This window comes from Microbacterium proteolyticum (genome assembly GCF_014192415.1).
In the GTDB taxonomy this organism is placed as follows: domain Bacteria; phylum Actinomycetota; class Actinomycetes; order Actinomycetales; family Microbacteriaceae; genus Microbacterium; species Microbacterium proteolyticum.
This window is the reverse complement of the sequence record NZ_JACHXY010000001.1, coordinates 1,459,503-1,473,587: the sequence shown is the minus strand read 5'-3', so window position 1 is coordinate 1,473,587 and position 14,085 is coordinate 1,459,503. Positions and strand designations below refer to the sequence as shown.

Below are 14,085 nucleotides of genomic sequence, written 5' to 3'. Positions count from 1 at the left end.
AATCCTCCTCGGTGGTCGGGAGACCGCCTCGACAGTATCAACCGAACCGCGGAATTACGCGGATCTTGACCGATTTCGCCCCGTTCTCCGTCGCGTGTCGTGGTGCGGACGGTGAGGATGGGGCCGAAGCGACCCCTGATCCTCCGCGTGAGCCGTCGCGACGGTGATCGGGCGCGCGGGTGAGTACTCGGTCGTCGGCGCATCGCCCCGGGTGAAGACAGAGGGGTCGGCGGGCGATTCTGGACGACGTCCGCCGGGCGTTCTTCACACATCCGCTCGAACCCGCTTTTGACGGAACACAACAGAACTAGGATGTGCCACACGAGTTCGAGGGCACGTGAAGCCCGGGAGAACTTACCCGCTCAAGGTACTCACATAGGAGAGCCATGCCGGGAACACCCGCCTCGATCGAGGCACGCGCCGCTCTTCGCGCCGCCGCCGCGACGACGGCGCTGCGGCTCCTGCCCGGCCACGGTGCGCCCTCGGCCCGTCACCTCGCGTTGCTCGCCGAGGCGGAGCTCCCGGAGGTGCCCGTGGTGTGGACCGATGCGGCGGCCCTCTCCCTCGCCGCGCTTCTGGCCGCCCGCGCGCGTCGCGACGCCCTGGCCGATGGGGCCGGCGTCGTCGCCCGCTACTTCGACGACGTCCGTCTGATCCGCCCCGCCTCGCTGTCATCCGGGGCGCGGTCGCAGCTGTGCGCCAGCGTCGGCGAGTACTGCAACGCCATCGGATGGCCCCAGGTGGGCGCACGGTTCGGCGCCGAAGCGCTCCTGTTCGCCGACACCGACGAGACGCGTTACCGGGCCCTGGCGGTGAGCGCCCTCGGCCACGCCTTCAACGGCGAGTACATCACGGCCGAGGCCGCCCGCGCCGCCGCCGTCGAGTTGTTCGCCGCCCGCGAGTGGCCCGCATCCGAGACCGCCTACCTGCTCCTCCTCGCGGAGGCGCTCATCGCCTCCTCCAGACTGGACGTCGGCCGCCTGCTCGAGGCCGCATCGGAGATGCGTCGCGTGCAGCCCGACGACCCCTACTGGGGGTACTCCGCACGCGCGATCGAGGTGATGGCGATGATGTTCCGCCGCGATCTCGGCGCGGGTCGCGCCGAGAGCCGGCGGCTTCTGCACGGGAGTCGACGATTCAGCAGTCACCGCATCATGAGGTACTTCCTGGTCAGCACCCTGTCCGACATCCTCGTGGCGCAGGGCGAGTACCGGGAAGCGCTCTCCGCCCTCGAGCCGTACGAGACTCCCGATGGGCACGGCATCTGCTTCTCGATGCAGCGCACCGCCGCCCTTCTGCGGCTCGGCCGCGACCGTGAGCTGCTGCTCGAGACCGACGCGTGCGTGGCATCCGAGGTCGACCACTGCCTGCGCACCCTGACTCCGCTCCACCTACGGCGCGCGCTGGCGCTGAACCGCCTCGGCTTCACCCGACGAGCACGCCAGAGCATGGAGACCGCTCTGCGCCTCATCGTGCGCACGGGTTGCTCGGCGACGCCGTTCCTCATGCTCCCGCACGAGGAGACGCGGACGCTGATGGATGCCGTCGCCCTCGATGACCCCGAACTCGCGGACGTCCTGCCCTTCCTGCACGCGGCACTCGCGCGCGTGGCGACCCCGGATACCGAGGCGCACTCCTCGCTCTCGGTGGCACGACTGACGCCGATCGAGAACGCCACCGCCGAACTGCTGCTGAGGTCGCTGAGCCTGACGGAGATCGCGCGCGAGCGGGGCGTCTCGCTCAACACCGTGAAAAGCCAGGTGCGCTCGATCTACCAGAAGCTCGGTGTCGGGGGGCGCGCGGAGGCGATGGAACTTCTCGCCGCCGGTGACGACTGAGCCGCCGGGCGGGACGTCGGCGGGATGGGCGTGGCTGCCGGGCGCCACATCAGCGATCAACGACGAGAGGCGGGGGTTCCGTTCGGAACCCCCGCCTCTCGTGCGGATGTCTGGTGCTTACCAGCTCGACTTGGTCACACCGGGCAGCTCGCCACGGTGGGCCATGTCACGGAAGCGGACGCGCGAGACGCCGAACTTCGTGAGGACGCCACGGGGGCGGCCGTCGATGACGTCGCGGCTGCGCACGCGCGCGGGCGAGGCGTTGCGGGGCAGCTTCTGCAGGCCCACGCGGGCGGCCTCACGGGCCTCGTCGGTCGCGGTCGGGTCGACCAGGGTCTTCTTCAGCTCGGCGCGCTTCGCGGCGTAGCGCTCGACGACGACCTTGCGCTGCTCGTTGCGCGCGATCTTGCTCTTCTTAGCCATGTGCTTAGCGCTCCTCTCGGAAGTCGACGTGCTTGCGGACCACGGGGTCGTACTTCTTGAGCACGATGCGGTCGGGGTTGTTGCGGCGGTTCTTGCGCGTCACGTAGGTGTACCCCGTGCCCGCGGTCGAACGCAGCTTGATGATCGGACGTACGTCCTGAGCCTTCTTCGCCATTACAGCTTCACGCCCTTCGCCTGCAGGTCACGGACGACGGACTCGATACCGCGAGCGTCGATGACCTTGATGCCCTTCGCCGAAACGTTGAGCTTGATGTTGCGACCCAGCGACGGAACGAAGTAGGTCTTCTTCTGCACGTTCGGGTCGAAGCGGCGCTTCGTCCGGCGGTGCGAGTGCGAGATGTTGTGACCGAAGCCGGGAACCGCTCCAGTCACCTGGCACACTGCTGCCATGGTGATGTCTCCTTCTGTACCGTGACACCGGACGGTGCCACCCAAGATCCCTTGTCTGCACCCCGTCCGAGCACGGCGAAAGGCCATGATCGGGAGATGGGATGCGAACTGCGTGCTGGAGTGCGCGCAGACAAGGGGTCAGTCTAGCACGGGCGGCGTGTCGCCTTGACGGACGGCCTCTTCCGCAGCGCCCCGTCCCCATCGGAACGCCGAGACCGTGGCATCCCCCTCGATCCAGAAGCGCCACGGGAATGCGGCAGTCCCCGCGACCCCGGCAACTCCGACACGCGGCCCCGTCGCCACGCCGACGGGAGCCGTCTCGGGCAGCAGTAGCCGCGCCCGCGCCCCGGCCCGCTCCTCGCCCGTGATCGCGTCGATCCCGTCGTGCACCGGATGCCGCAGCCCCACCGCGTCGCCGAATCGCCCCGGCCCGCGTGCGAGGTCCCGCTCCGACCGCACGGCACCGCGCCGCTCGAGTCGTCGCCGCTCGGCGACGTCGGCCCCCTCGACGATCTCGCCGCCGCGCAGCAGGACACCGCCGGCGACCCCCTCGGGCCCGCAGACGACGTTGACGCACGAGTGGATGCCGTGACTGAGATAGACGTACAGGTGACCCGGCGCGCCCCACATGGTGGCGTTGCGCGCGGTCGGTCCCATCCGCGCGTGCGAGCCGGGATCCGGTCGTTCACCCGTGCCGCGGCCGTGATACGCCTCGACCTCGGTCAGTCGCGCGACCACGCGGTCGCCGCCCACGACGGTCTCCAGCAGTGCCCCCAGCAGCCGAGGTGCGACCTCGACGGGCAACGCCGACAGGTCGGCGCGCGTCGCCGGGCGCGTCACTGCGGGGGCACCTGGCACCACGAGAGGTCGAAGCCCTGCAGGGCGACGACTTCCTGACCGGTGTCGACCTCCACCAGGTGGGTGAGCAGCCGCTCGGGGAGGGGCAGTTGATAACGGTCGAAGGGGTTGTCGACCGCCCGCGGGGCGATGAGCACCGCCGCATACCGGCCGCTCGGCGAGACGCACGTCTGCAGCACCGTGTCGGAGCCGGGCACCTCCAGCATCGGCCGCACCGTACCGTCGGTGTCGACGTGCGCCACGGTGGTCGAGCGGGAGATCCCGTCGGCGCTGATGTCGGCGAACGAGCGGATCGTGCCGGCATCCGTTCCGGGCACCGGGGTGGCACGCCCGGCGAGGCCCGGCGGATCGACGGGTTGCACGAGGGACCGCTCCGACCCGTCGGTCAGGTCGACCTCCCGGATGCCCTCGAGGCGCTCGACGATCGCGACCGACGATCCCCGGGCGATGCCGTCGATCGACACGGCGCTGCCGAGCGGCGCCGCGTTACCGCCCTCGGCGTCGGTGAGGAGCAGACGCGAATCGAACGTGAGCACGAGCATGCTGTCGGTGTCGGGCACGAAGCGGTAGTCGGCGATGCGTGCGTCGCCGCCGTTCAAGCCCACGTCCGTGGGGGGCGCGTCATCAGCGGCCGACATCGTGAACAGTCGGCTCTCGCGCCCTCCGGCGGCACCCAGGTCGGCATCCGAGAAGGTGAAGCCGACGCGCTCTCCGCGGTCGGCCGATTGCAGATTGCTGACGAAACCGGGCCCGGGGAGCGCCACGTCGCGCGCGTTCTGCCCGTCGGAGTCCGTGACGATCACCCGGGCGGTGTCGCCGTCGCGCACCGAGATGACGAGGTGGTTCGCGGTGGCGCGGAAGTCTTCGATGTGCGGGTGCACGAAGACCGGCAACCCCGCCTCGCCCTGCAGGTCGGTGCGGAAGATCGTGTCGCCCTCGGGGGTGCCGCGCTGCATCAGGTACGCCTGCAACGGCGGCGTGCGGAAGGTCTCGGTCAGTGTCGACGAGGGCCCGGCGCCCAGGCCGCTCACTCCGTCGACCGTGATGCGGTAGTCGGTGTCGTCGCGCAGCGGCAGTGTGAAGCGCACGCCGACGCTCCGCCCCGCCGTGTCGACGGTGAACGACGTCGCCGGCTCCACCGACACCTGCGAGGCGTCCACGGTCTCGAGCGACTGCGTGGTGGTCAGGATCACGCGGGATCCGGATGCCGCGACCGCGGCCGCGGGGTCGACCTGCACGTCGGTGACGCGGGGGCCCTGCGCCACGGCGACGACCCCGCCGATCCCGCCCACGACGACGAGGCCCACGAGCACGGCGGCGAAGGCGACCGCGAACCCGCGGCCACGGCGGGAGCGGGAACGCGAGCGGCGGGACTCAGTACTCATACGGGTCCGCCGGTTCGTCGATGGATGCCACCTGCTCGGCCTGAACCTCGAGCGTGCCGTCGCCGCTGGAGCGCACCGTGCCGGTGACGGTCACCCACTGCCCGGTCGCCGGGGCGTCGCCCGTCGCCGCGATCGGCAGACGAGCCGTCTGGGCGTCGATGACGCAGTGCGTGATGACCAACCGTGTGAGATCGAAGCTCGCGCCGTCGCCGCCCGGGGTGATGAACCCGGTCAGGGTGACCGGCTTGCCGTCGAACGTCTCGGGGTTGGTCGCGTGCGCGAACACCGCCGACCAGTCGCCGATGCCGAACTGCGCCGTGTCGCCGGATGCCGCGAGCGTGATGACGTCGGAACCCGCGAACAACGGCGGCGCCCCCACGTCGCGCGAGACGGCGAGTTCGGTCGACAGCGACGCCGCCGGCGTCAGCAGCACCGCGATCACGGCACCCGAGGCGAGCACCCCGCCGGTGAAGGCCGCGATCCCACCGGGGGTCAGGCGCGGACGCGCGGCGAGCTGGTCGTGCGCGGCGTGATCGTGGTCGTCGAGCGGATCGGCGTGCTCATGATCGGCGTGCGCGAACGCTTCGCGGCGAGCGGATGCCGCGGCGGGGGCGTGACCGTGCTCGTGGTCGTGTCCGTGGTCGGCCTCGGCACCCAGCGGCAGGGCGAACGAGGCGATCGCCCCGACGAGCGCGACGACCGACATGCCGACGGCGAACCACGCCGAATCGGGGTTGATGTACAGCGACATGCGGCCCGTGACCCACAGCGTGATCGTCGTGATCGACAGGCACGTGGCCAGTCCCACGCCGAGCCAACGCGTCGCGAGGGCTTGCGTTCTAGACAAGGAGGTTCACCACCGTTCCGAGCGCGAAGGCGAACAGCACCACGACCACCGTCATCCCCGCGAGCACGCGCGTGGTGAACGTCGTACGCAGCAGCGCCATCATCTTCAGGTCGATGATCGGTCCGACCACGAGGAAGGCGACGATCGAACCGGGTGTGAAGGTCGAGGCGAACGACAGCGCGAAGAAGGCGTCGACGTTCGAGCAGAGCGACACCACGATCGCCAGCAGCATCAGGGCCGCGATCGACAGCGCCGGATCCGAGCCGATCGCCAGCAGCGCGCTGCGCGGGATGAGCACCTGCACCGCCCCCGCGAGAAGCGACCCGATGATGAGCGCCGGCATCACCGAACGCAGTTCCACGACGAACTGGGCGAGCGTTCGCCGGCCACGGTTGCCGCGCTCCTGCACGACGATCTCGCAGGTGGCGAGGAAGCGCTCGGTGAGGAGCTTGTCGGGATCGGGATGCCGGCTGTACAGCCACCCGATGAGGTTGGCGACGAGGTAGCCGCCGATCAGGCGTGCGACGAGGATGCCGTCGCTGAAGCCGAATGCCGCGTGCGTGGAGATGATGACGATCGGGTTCACGATCGGAGCGGCGACGAGGAACGTCAGGGTGTCGGACACGCCGAAGCCGCGCATGAGCAGACCCCGGGCGAAGGGCACGTTGCCGCACTCGCAGACGGGGATGAACATGCCCAGCAGCGACAGCACGGCCCGGCGCGCCCACGGCGCGCGCGGCATCCATCTCTCGATCGCCCCCGGCGGCACCCAGACCTGCACGATGATCGACAGCACGACGCCCAGCACGACGAACGGCAGCGACTCGATGAGCACGCTGAGGGCCAGGGTCAGACCGTCTTGCGCGCGGGTGGGCAGCGGCTGCGCGAAGAACGTCGGGGCGAAGGCGTCGACGAGGAACAGCGCTGTGACCACCACGACACCCAGGCCGAGCGCGACGAGGGTGCGGGAGGCGCCGGTGCGCGGGGGCGACGGCGCCGCGGTGCGACTACTCGTCGCCACGCTCGCGAGCCCGGACGCGGGCGCAATCGGTGCAGATGCCGAAGATGTCGACGACGTGCTCGGCTTCGCTGAAGCCGTGCTGGGCGGCGGTGCGCTTCGCCCAGTCCTCGACGTCGGTCGCGGCGATCTCGACCGCCTTGCCGCACGACCGGCAGATCAGGTGGTGGTGGTGCCCGCGCGTCTCGCACGCACGGAAGAGATTCTCGCCCTCGGGGCTCTGGAGGGAGTCGGCATCGCCCTTGGCCGCGAGGCCCGCGAGCGTGCGATAGACCGTGGCCAGACCGATGCCGGTGTTCTCGTCGCGCAGGGTGGCGTGCAACGCCTGTGCGCTGACGAAGCCGCCGGCTCCCGACAGGGCTTCGCGCACGCGCTCTCGCTGCCACGTGTTGCGCTGGACCATGCCGGCGAGTCTAGCGAGGCGATCGGTGAATCGGCTGGGCGCGGGAGATGTCGCGGGGGCGGGGGCGGGCCCGTGTGCGCGGGGCGCGGGAGCGCGGGCTCACAGGGCGCGGGTGGTGCGCTCGCGCCGAGCGCCGATCACCCGGCAGACCAGGTAGATCGCGAACGAGATGGTCGTGATGTACGGGCTCACCGGCAGTGTCCCGGCGACGGCGAGCAGCACGCCGCCCACGGCGGAGACGAAACCGAAGCCCGCCGCCAGCAGGGGAACCGAGAGGGGGCCGGATGTCACGCGCATCGCCGCCGCGGCGGGCGTCACGAGCAGCGCCATCACGAGCAGTGCGCCGATGATGTGCACGGCCACGGCGACGATGAGCCCGAGCAGCAGCATGAACGCCAGCGACACCGCGGTCGTGGGCACACCGCGCGCGGCGGCGGACTGCGGGTCGAGCGAGTCGAAGCGCAGCGGGCGCCAGATCAGCAGAAGGGCGGCGAGCACCGCGACGCCGATCACGACGAGCCACCCGAGCTGTTCGCTCTGCACCGAGACGATCTGGCCGGTCAGCAGGCTGAAGCGAGTGGCGCTGCGGCCGTTGTACAGCGACAGGCACAGGATGCCGACACCCAGCCCGAACGGCATGAACACGCCGATGATCGAGTTGCGATCGCGCGCGCGGGCGCCGAGCACGCCGATGAGTGCCGCCGCGATGAGGGAGCCGACGATCGAACCCGACACGACGTCGACGCCGATGAGCAGAGCCACCGCGGCGCCCGCGAACGACAGCTCGCTGATGCCGTGCACGGCGAAGGCCATGTCGCGTTGCATCACGAAGACGCCGATGAGTCCACCCACGAGACCCAGCACGGCTCCGGCGTAGACGGAGTTCTGCACCAGTTCGAGGATGGCGCCGTACTGGCTCACCCCGCCGAAGAGGGCGTCACCGACATCGGACCAGTTCATGCGTGATCCTCGTCGTGGTGATGGTGGTGGGCGTCCTCGGCATCCGGAGCTCCGACGACGATGAGCTGGTCGCCGGCGCGCACCACGTAGACCGGTGCGCCGTAGAGCGCGGTGAGGGTCTCGGTCGTGAGCACCTCGTCGGGGGTGCCGAGGGTGAAGCGCCCGTTCGCGATGTAGAGGATGCGGTCCACCCGCGAGAGCACGGGGTTGATGTCGTGGGTGACCAGCAGCACCGCGGCGTCGCGCTCGCGGCGGTGCCGATCGATCAACCGCACGACAGCCTGCTGGTTGGCGAGGTCGAGGCTGGTCAGCGGCTCGTCGCACAGCAGCACGGCGGGGTCGTCGGCGAGGGCCTGGCCCACGCGCAGGCGCTGCTGCTCCCCGCCCGAGAGCAGGCCGACTGGCCGGTCGCCGAACTCCGTGGCACCCACCGCCGCGAGGAGCTCGTCGATGCGCACGCGGTCCTTCTTGCGCGACAGCGGCAGGCCGAGGCGGTGCCCGTCGACGCCGAGGCCGACGATGTCGCGGCCGCGCAGCGGGGTCTCGCGGGGCAGCGGGCGCTGCTGGGGGATGTAACCGATGCGACGGTTGCCGGCACGACGAACCGGGTTGCCGAGTGCCTCGATGGACCCCGCACTCAGGCGTTCGAGGCCGAGGATGGCGCGCAGCAGGGTGGTCTTGCCCGACCCGCTGGGCCCGAGCACCGCGACGAGCTCGCCGGGTGCGACCTCGAGGTCGAGCCCGGCCCACAGCTCCCGACCGCCCCGCTCGAGGGCCGCGCCGCGGATGCGCAGCGGTGAGGCCGCGTTCACGCCAGCGCGTCGGACAGCGCCGTGATGTTGCTCTGCATCCACGAGATGTAAGTCTGACCCTCGGGGAGCGTTTCGGTGAACTCGATGACCGGGATGTTCTTCGCTTTCGCCGCGTCCTCGACCTGCGTGGTCTCGGCGCCGCCGGTCTGCGGGTTGACGATCATGAGCGCGATGTCACCCGACTCGATCAGCTGCAGCGACTCGAGCAGGGTCGCCGGCGGCACGTCCTGGCCCTCTTCGACCGACTCGCTGAACTCGTCAGGGGTCGCGTTGTCGAGCCCGGCGGCCTCGATGAGGTAGACCGGCACCGGCTCGGTCACGAAGACCTTGGCGCCGGCATCCTTCGCCTCGATCTGACCGAGGGAGTCCTCGAGGGCCGCGATCTGCTCGACGAAGGCGTCGGCGTTGGCCGTGAAGTCGGCCGCGTGGTCGGGGGCGAGCTCGCCGAGGTGCTCGGCGATGTCCTTCGCGAGGTCTTCGACGGTGTGCGGGTCGTACCAGACGTGCTCGTTGAAGCCTTCGATGTGGTTGTGCCCGTCGCCCTCGGCGTGGTCGTGTCCGTCGCCCTCGGCGTGCGCGTCGGCGGTCTCTGTGGGGGCTGCGCTCGCCTCGTCGGCGTGGGCCTCGTCGTGCGATTCGGCGCCCGGGTAGTCGTGGCTGAACTCCACGGCCGTGATGACGGGGGCGGTCGTTCCGCTGGCGTCGATGAGCGACTCCATGAACGCGTCGTAGCCGCCGCCGTTCTCGATCACGAGGCCGGCGTTCCTCAGCGTGAGCTGGTCTTGCGCGCTCGCTTCGTACTCGTGCGGGTCCTGCGACGACGAGGTGATGACCGACGTGACGTCGACGAAGTCGCCACCGATCGCCTCCGCGATCGAACCGTACACGTCGGTGGATGCCACGACGGCGACCGTGTCGCCGGTCGCGGCACCGGCATCGGAGGCGGACGGAGCGCCGCCGGCGCACCCGGCGAGCGCGAGAACGGAGGCGGCCCCGAGGACCACGGGAGCGAAGAGGCGGCGGGTCATGCGTACATCATATCGGTCTTGATAATCGTTCTCAAACTCAGATTACTTCGTCTCCCCCTCCAGCGCCGCCGGTGCAGCACAGCGCACCGGCGGCGCGATCTGCCGTTGTCGGTGCCGCACCGGTCGCCCCGCGCACAGCGTCGTGTCCTCGGGGCGCCGATAGCCTCCGTGGGTGCGAATTCTGCTGGATGTGCCCGACGTCGATGTGGCCTACAGTTCCGCGTCGATCACCACGGACGAGGACGTGGACCTCAGCGACATCGATGCGCCCTGGGCCGACGAGAGCAACGGTCTGTGCGGCGCCGGCATCCCCGGGGTGCTCGAGCTCACGACGGGCACGCACACGGGCTACCTGCCGTTCCGCATCGAGCTGCACGGTTCGGAGCCCGCCGTGGACCCGAGGTGGGAGGAGGTCGTGGAGGTCTCGTTCACGACGAGATCCGACGAGGCGTTCTTGACCGGGCTGATGGGCGGCACATCCTTCCCGTTCCCGCTCCTGCGCGGTGACTATCGCGTCCGCTACTGCGCCCAGGCGTTCGGCGAAGCGAAGCACAGCGACGAGGCGGGAGATTCGTACCTCATGCAGTTCTGGCCTGCCCCGCCCGCACCCAGCCGGATTCTCGTTCAGACCAGCGCTGAGGCCGCGTACTGGCACCGCGCCCGGCGAAAGCAGGCGTCTGCGGACCCGCGGGCGGCATTTCCGGAGCTGTGACCAGAAAACGTGGACCGGCGGGGAGGGCATCGCCGTTCGCCAAGAGGCGGAGGGCGGGCAACCGTCGGACGGCCGACTGACGATCTGGCACCTCCGCCCGACTCAACTGTCCGATTTGGCAGGAGCGGGCGCGCGATTCGAGACGTTTACTGAGAGCCATGACCGACACCGACCTCCCCGTCATCGCGCACTGGTTCGACGGCGCCGCGGCGCCCTCGACGTCGGGCCGCACCGCGCCCGTCTACAACCCCGCCACCGGGGCCGTGCAGGCGCACGTCGCCCTGGCCGACGAGGCGGAGGTCGACGCGGCCATCGCGTCGGCCGAGCGGGGGTTCGCGGTGTGGAGCCAGTACTCCATCGCCAAGCGGCAGGGGGTGCTGTTCGCGTTCCGCGAGCTGCTGAACTCCCGCAAGGGCGAGCTGGCCGACATCCTCACGTCGGAGCACGGGAAGGTGCGATCGGATGCCCTGGGCGAGATCGCCCGCGGTCAGGAGGTCGTGGAGCTCGCGACCGGGTTCCCCCACCTCATCAAGGGCGCCTTCAGCGAGAACGCCTCGAACGGCGTCGACGTCTACTCGTTGAAGCAGCCGCTCGGAGTGGTCGGTGTCATCAGCCCGTTCAACTTCCCGGCGATGGTGCCGATGTGGTTCTTCCCCATCGCCCTCGCCGCCGGCAACGCGGTCGTGCTCAAGCCCAGCGAGAAAGACCCCTCCGCATCCCTCTGGCTCGCGCAGCTGTGGAAGGAGGCGGGTCTTCCCGAAGGCGCGTTCACGGTGCTGCAGGGCGACAAGGTCGCCGTCGACGGGCTGTTGAACAGCCCCGTCGTGCAGTCGATCTCGTTCGTCGGCTCGACCCCCATCGCGCAGTACATCTACGAGACCGCCGCTAAGAACGGCAAGCGCGTGCAGGCCCTCGGCGGGGCGAAGAACCACATGCTGGTGCTCCCGGATGCCGACCTCGACCTCGTCGCCGACTCCGCCGTCAACGCCGGCTTCGGTGCCGCGGGCGAGCGCTGCATGGCGATCTCGGTCGTGCTCGCCGTCGAGCCCGTCGCCGACGAACTCATCGCGAAGGTCACCGAGCGCATTCAGAAGCTGCGCATCGGCAACGGCGCCGCCACCGACGAACCCGACATGGGTCCGCTGATCAGCGGACAGCACCGCGACAAGGTCTCCTCCTACGTCGACATCGCCGAAACCGACGGCGCGAAGGTCGTCGTCGATGGCCGCGGGTACACCGTCGACGGTCACGAGGACGGCTTCTTCTTCGGCCCCACGCTGCTGGATGCCGTGCCCACGTCATCCCGCGCGTACACCGAGGAGATCTTCGGACCCGTCCTCTCGGTCGTCCGCGTGAAGACCTACGAAGAGGGGCTCGCGCTGATCAACAGCGGCGAGTTCGGCAACGGCACCGCCATCTTCACCAACGACGGCGGCGCCGCCCGCCGCTTCCAGAACGAGGTGCAGGTCGGCATGATCGGCATCAACGTGCCCATCCCCGTTCCGGTGGCCTACCACTCTTTCGGCGGCTGGAAGAAGAGCCTCTTCGGCGACGCCAAGGCGTACGGCGTGCACGGCTTCGACTTCTTCACGCGAGAGAAGGCCGTCACCAGCCGCTGGCTCGACCCCGCCACCCACGGCGGCATCAACCTCGGCTTCCCGCAGAACACCTGAGCCCCCTCTCCTCGCGCGCGAGGTCGCGTTCTGTCGCCTGGATCGCACCGCGGCGACAGATTTCGACCCCTCACGCGAGGCGCACGAGGGGGCGGTTCCTCCCGCGCGAGGGGTCACCTTCTGTCGCCTGAGTGACGCCGGGGCGACCGATCTCGACCCCTCACGCGAGGCGATGCCGGGTGCGATCACACGCCGTCGGAGAACTCCAGCGCGGCCCACAGCTCGGCGCGCGCGGCGAAGGTCGACAGGTCGAGCCGGAGCAGACCCTCGAGCTGCGTGAGCCGCGCCCTCAGCGTGTGGCGGTGGATGCCGAGCGCCCGCGCTGCCGGGTCCCAGGCGCCGTTGGCATCCAGCCACGCCTTCGCCGATTCCCGGAGACGCTGCCGTTCCGCCGCGGGCAGGGCGTCGAGGGGCTCGAGGAGCGAGTGGGCCAGCACCTCGCCACCGCGTTCGCGGAGCGCCCCGACCAGGCCGCGTCGCGCGAGATCCTCGTAGGCGCGCACGGTACCGGGCCGGGCGTCGCGCGCCGCCTGCACCGCCCGCCGGAGGTCGGGGGCGAGGTCGTCGCCCGCGCCGTGGCGGGCCGTTCCCACGGGGAGACCGCGCCGTTCGGCGAGCGCGACCAGGGCGTCGCCCGCGCCCGCGGCCACCAGCACGATCACGTCGGCTCCGCGTTCGGCCGAGAACAGGCGTTGCGGGTCGCTCGAGACGAGGTCGAGCTCGTCGAGCAGTCCGGGCGTCGCGCTCGCGCCGCGGAGGACGCCGACGAGGTAGGGCTCGGCGGGGAGTCCTCCCACCGCAGAGTCGGCCACCCGACGAGCAGCGTCCACGTGACCGTCGAGCAGCATCTCCACGACGCCCGCGCGCACGCCCCGCAGCGCCGCCTGCACCCCCCGCTGCTGCTCGAGGGCGATGCTCGCGAGGGCGACGACGGTGGCGACGAGCTCTTTGCCGGCGGGGTCGAGCGGCTCCGCTCCCCCGACGGCCAGCACGCCGCGCAGCCGCGAACTCTGCCCGATGGTCTGCAGCAGCGCATGGCCGGCCGACGGCACGACGAGGCTCGCGGGGGTGCGTCGTTCGAGCAGGCGGCGCACGTCGCGGCCGACCTCGACCTCGACCCCGCGGGGCGCCGAGCGCAGCCCCGGCAGCGACAGGCGCCCCCCGACCGCGTCGTAGAGCTCGACCCAGGCGCCGAGCAGGCGCGAGAGGGTGTGCAGGATCTCGCGCAGACCGTCATCGCGCACGGCGGCCCGCGCCACGGCCCGCTGCGCGTCGAGCAGCCAGGACAAGCGCGCGGCACGGTCGGCCGCGATGATGTCGGCCACGAAGCGGATGATGCGGATGAACGGCGCCCGCCCCGCGATCTCGACGATGGGCAGGCCCACCGCCTCCCCCGCCCGCACCACGGCGGGGGGCACGCGGTCGTGGATGATGTCGGTCGCGAACCCGATGCCGACCACCCCGTGCGCGCGCAGACGCCGGCAGTAGTCGGTGGCCTCGGCGGCATCCGGTTCGGCGGCGAACTGCGCCCCGTTGGTGAGCAGCAGGTTGCCGGGCTCGAGCCACGGGGTGGGATCCATGAGGTCGGAGCTGTGCACCCACGACACCGGCCGGTCGAGGACCGCGTCGTCGAGTGCCGTCAGGACGCGAAGGGGAAAGGAGTCGTCGCCGAGGAGGACGCGGAGGGTGGCGGGCATGACTGGCCAAACTGTCGATC

Annotated in this window: 15 protein-coding genes; 3 read left to right on the top strand and 12 right to left on the bottom strand. The window is 70.7% G+C overall.

Annotated elements, in window-relative coordinates; all coding sequences use genetic code 11:
* The first annotated feature begins 386 nt into the window (after window positions 1-386).
* The gene (locus tag FHS07_RS06750; RefSeq protein WP_183419056.1) at window positions 387-1,838 is read left to right on the top strand and encodes a helix-turn-helix transcriptional regulator; all 1,452 of its coding nucleotides are present in this window, start codon (window positions 387-389) and stop codon (window positions 1,836-1,838) included.
* A 117-nt stretch (window positions 1,839-1,955) separates the two neighbouring features.
* Here the strand turns inward: FHS07_RS06750 and rpsN are convergent, their stop codons facing one another.
* The 11 genes from rpsN to FHS07_RS06695 form a co-directional block, all read right to left on the bottom strand.
* Window positions 1,956-2,261, bottom strand: coding sequence for a 30S ribosomal protein S14 (gene rpsN / locus FHS07_RS06745; protein WP_013584776.1), 306 nt, complete (start codon window positions 2,259-2,261; stop codon window positions 1,956-1,958).
* A 4-nt stretch (window positions 2,262-2,265) separates the two neighbouring features.
* Window positions 2,266-2,436 (bottom strand): 50S ribosomal protein L33, encoded by a 171-nt coding sequence (rpmG, locus tag FHS07_RS06740; protein ID WP_013584775.1) that lies wholly within the window; start codon window positions 2,434-2,436, stop codon window positions 2,266-2,268.
* Window positions 2,436-2,672: a 50S ribosomal protein L28 gene (gene rpmB / locus FHS07_RS06735; protein ID WP_055832508.1), complete on the bottom strand. Its 237-nt coding sequence runs from the start codon at window positions 2,670-2,672 to the stop codon at window positions 2,436-2,438. The genes rpmG and rpmB overlap by 1 nt, the downstream gene beginning before the upstream one ends.
* Window positions 2,673-2,810: 138 nt before the next feature.
* Window positions 2,811-3,512, bottom strand: coding sequence for a DNA-3-methyladenine glycosylase (locus tag FHS07_RS06730; RefSeq protein WP_183419055.1), 702 nt, complete (start codon window positions 3,510-3,512; stop codon window positions 2,811-2,813).
* Window positions 3,509-4,915, bottom strand: coding sequence for a hypothetical protein (locus FHS07_RS06725; RefSeq protein ID WP_183419054.1), 1,407 nt, complete (start codon window positions 4,913-4,915; stop codon window positions 3,509-3,511). Before FHS07_RS06725 ends, FHS07_RS06730 begins: the two co-directional genes overlap by 4 nt.
* Window positions 4,905-5,762, bottom strand: a complete 858-nt coding sequence (locus tag FHS07_RS06720) for a TIGR03943 family putative permease subunit (protein ID WP_183419053.1) — start codon at window positions 5,760-5,762, stop codon at window positions 4,905-4,907. Before FHS07_RS06720 ends, FHS07_RS06725 begins: the two co-directional genes overlap by 11 nt.
* The gene (locus FHS07_RS06715; protein WP_183419052.1) at window positions 5,755-6,783 is read right to left on the bottom strand and encodes a permease; all 1,029 of its coding nucleotides are present in this window, start codon (window positions 6,781-6,783) and stop codon (window positions 5,755-5,757) included. Before FHS07_RS06715 ends, FHS07_RS06720 begins: the two co-directional genes overlap by 8 nt.
* Complete coding sequence (locus FHS07_RS06710; RefSeq protein ID WP_183419051.1) at window positions 6,770-7,183, bottom strand: Fur family transcriptional regulator; 414 nt, start codon at window positions 7,181-7,183, stop codon at window positions 6,770-6,772. Before FHS07_RS06710 ends, FHS07_RS06715 begins: the two co-directional genes overlap by 14 nt.
* Window positions 7,184-7,282: 99 nt before the next feature.
* Window positions 7,283-8,143, bottom strand: coding sequence for a metal ABC transporter permease (locus tag FHS07_RS06705; protein ID WP_183419050.1), 861 nt, complete (start codon window positions 8,141-8,143; stop codon window positions 7,283-7,285).
* Window positions 8,140-8,955, bottom strand: coding sequence for an ATP-binding cassette domain-containing protein (locus tag FHS07_RS06700; RefSeq protein WP_183419049.1), 816 nt, complete (start codon window positions 8,953-8,955; stop codon window positions 8,140-8,142). The genes FHS07_RS06705 and FHS07_RS06700 overlap by 4 nt, the downstream gene beginning before the upstream one ends.
* On the bottom strand, window positions 8,952-9,983 hold the full coding sequence (locus FHS07_RS06695) for a metal ABC transporter solute-binding protein, Zn/Mn family (protein WP_183419048.1): 1,032 nt from the start codon (window positions 9,981-9,983) through the stop codon (window positions 8,952-8,954). The genes FHS07_RS06700 and FHS07_RS06695 overlap by 4 nt, the downstream gene beginning before the upstream one ends.
* Before the next feature lie 172 nt (window positions 9,984-10,155).
* On the opposite strand from FHS07_RS06695, the gene FHS07_RS06690 reads away from it, so the two are divergent.
* Both FHS07_RS06690 and FHS07_RS06685 read left to right on the top strand, forming a co-directional pair.
* Window positions 10,156-10,695 carry a hypothetical protein gene (locus tag FHS07_RS06690; protein ID WP_183419047.1) on the top strand — a complete coding sequence of 180 codons (540 nt, stop codon included), beginning with the start codon at window positions 10,156-10,158 and terminating at the stop codon, window positions 10,693-10,695.
* A gap of 158 nt (window positions 10,696-10,853) precedes the next feature.
* Window positions 10,854-12,368, top strand: a complete 1,515-nt coding sequence (locus FHS07_RS06685; RefSeq protein ID WP_183419046.1) for a CoA-acylating methylmalonate-semialdehyde dehydrogenase — start codon at window positions 10,854-10,856, stop codon at window positions 12,366-12,368.
* A 185-nt stretch (window positions 12,369-12,553) separates the two neighbouring features.
* Here FHS07_RS06685 and FHS07_RS06680 read toward each other — a convergent pair whose 3' ends face one another.
* Window positions 12,554-14,065: a PucR family transcriptional regulator gene (locus tag FHS07_RS06680; RefSeq protein WP_183419045.1), complete on the bottom strand. Its 1,512-nt coding sequence runs from the start codon at window positions 14,063-14,065 to the stop codon at window positions 12,554-12,556.
* Between the last annotated feature and the right edge of the window lie 20 nt (window positions 14,066-14,085).

Bases quoted from the DNA above. Each gene is read 5' to 3' on its own strand.
- FHS07_RS06750 (WP_183419056.1), top strand. From the start codon at position 387: ATGCCGGGAACACCCGCCTCGATCGAGGCACGCGCCGCTCTTCGCGCC.
- rpsN (WP_013584776.1), bottom strand. From the start codon at position 2,261: ATGGCTAAGAAGAGCAAGATCGCGCGCAACGAGCAGCGCAAGGTCGTC.
- rpmG (WP_013584775.1), bottom strand. From the start codon at position 2,436: ATGGCGAAGAAGGCTCAGGACGTACGTCCGATCATCAAGCTGCGTTCG.
- rpmB (WP_055832508.1), bottom strand. From the start codon at position 2,672: ATGGCAGCAGTGTGCCAGGTGACTGGAGCGGTTCCCGGCTTCGGTCAC.
- FHS07_RS06725 (WP_183419054.1), bottom strand. From the start codon at position 4,915: ATGAGTACTGAGTCCCGCCGCTCGCGTTCCCGCTCCCGCCGTGGCCGC.
- FHS07_RS06710 (WP_183419051.1), bottom strand. From the start codon at position 7,183: ATGGTCCAGCGCAACACGTGGCAGCGAGAGCGCGTGCGCGAAGCCCTG.
- FHS07_RS06705 (WP_183419050.1), bottom strand. From the start codon at position 8,143: ATGAACTGGTCCGATGTCGGTGACGCCCTCTTCGGCGGGGTGAGCCAG.
- FHS07_RS06695 (WP_183419048.1), bottom strand. From the start codon at position 9,983: ATGACCCGCCGCCTCTTCGCTCCCGTGGTCCTCGGGGCCGCCTCCGTT.
- FHS07_RS06685 (WP_183419046.1), top strand. From the start codon at position 10,854: ATGACCGACACCGACCTCCCCGTCATCGCGCACTGGTTCGACGGCGCC.
- FHS07_RS06680 (WP_183419045.1), bottom strand. From the start codon at position 14,065: ATGCCCGCCACCCTCCGCGTCCTCCTCGGCGACGACTCCTTTCCCCTT.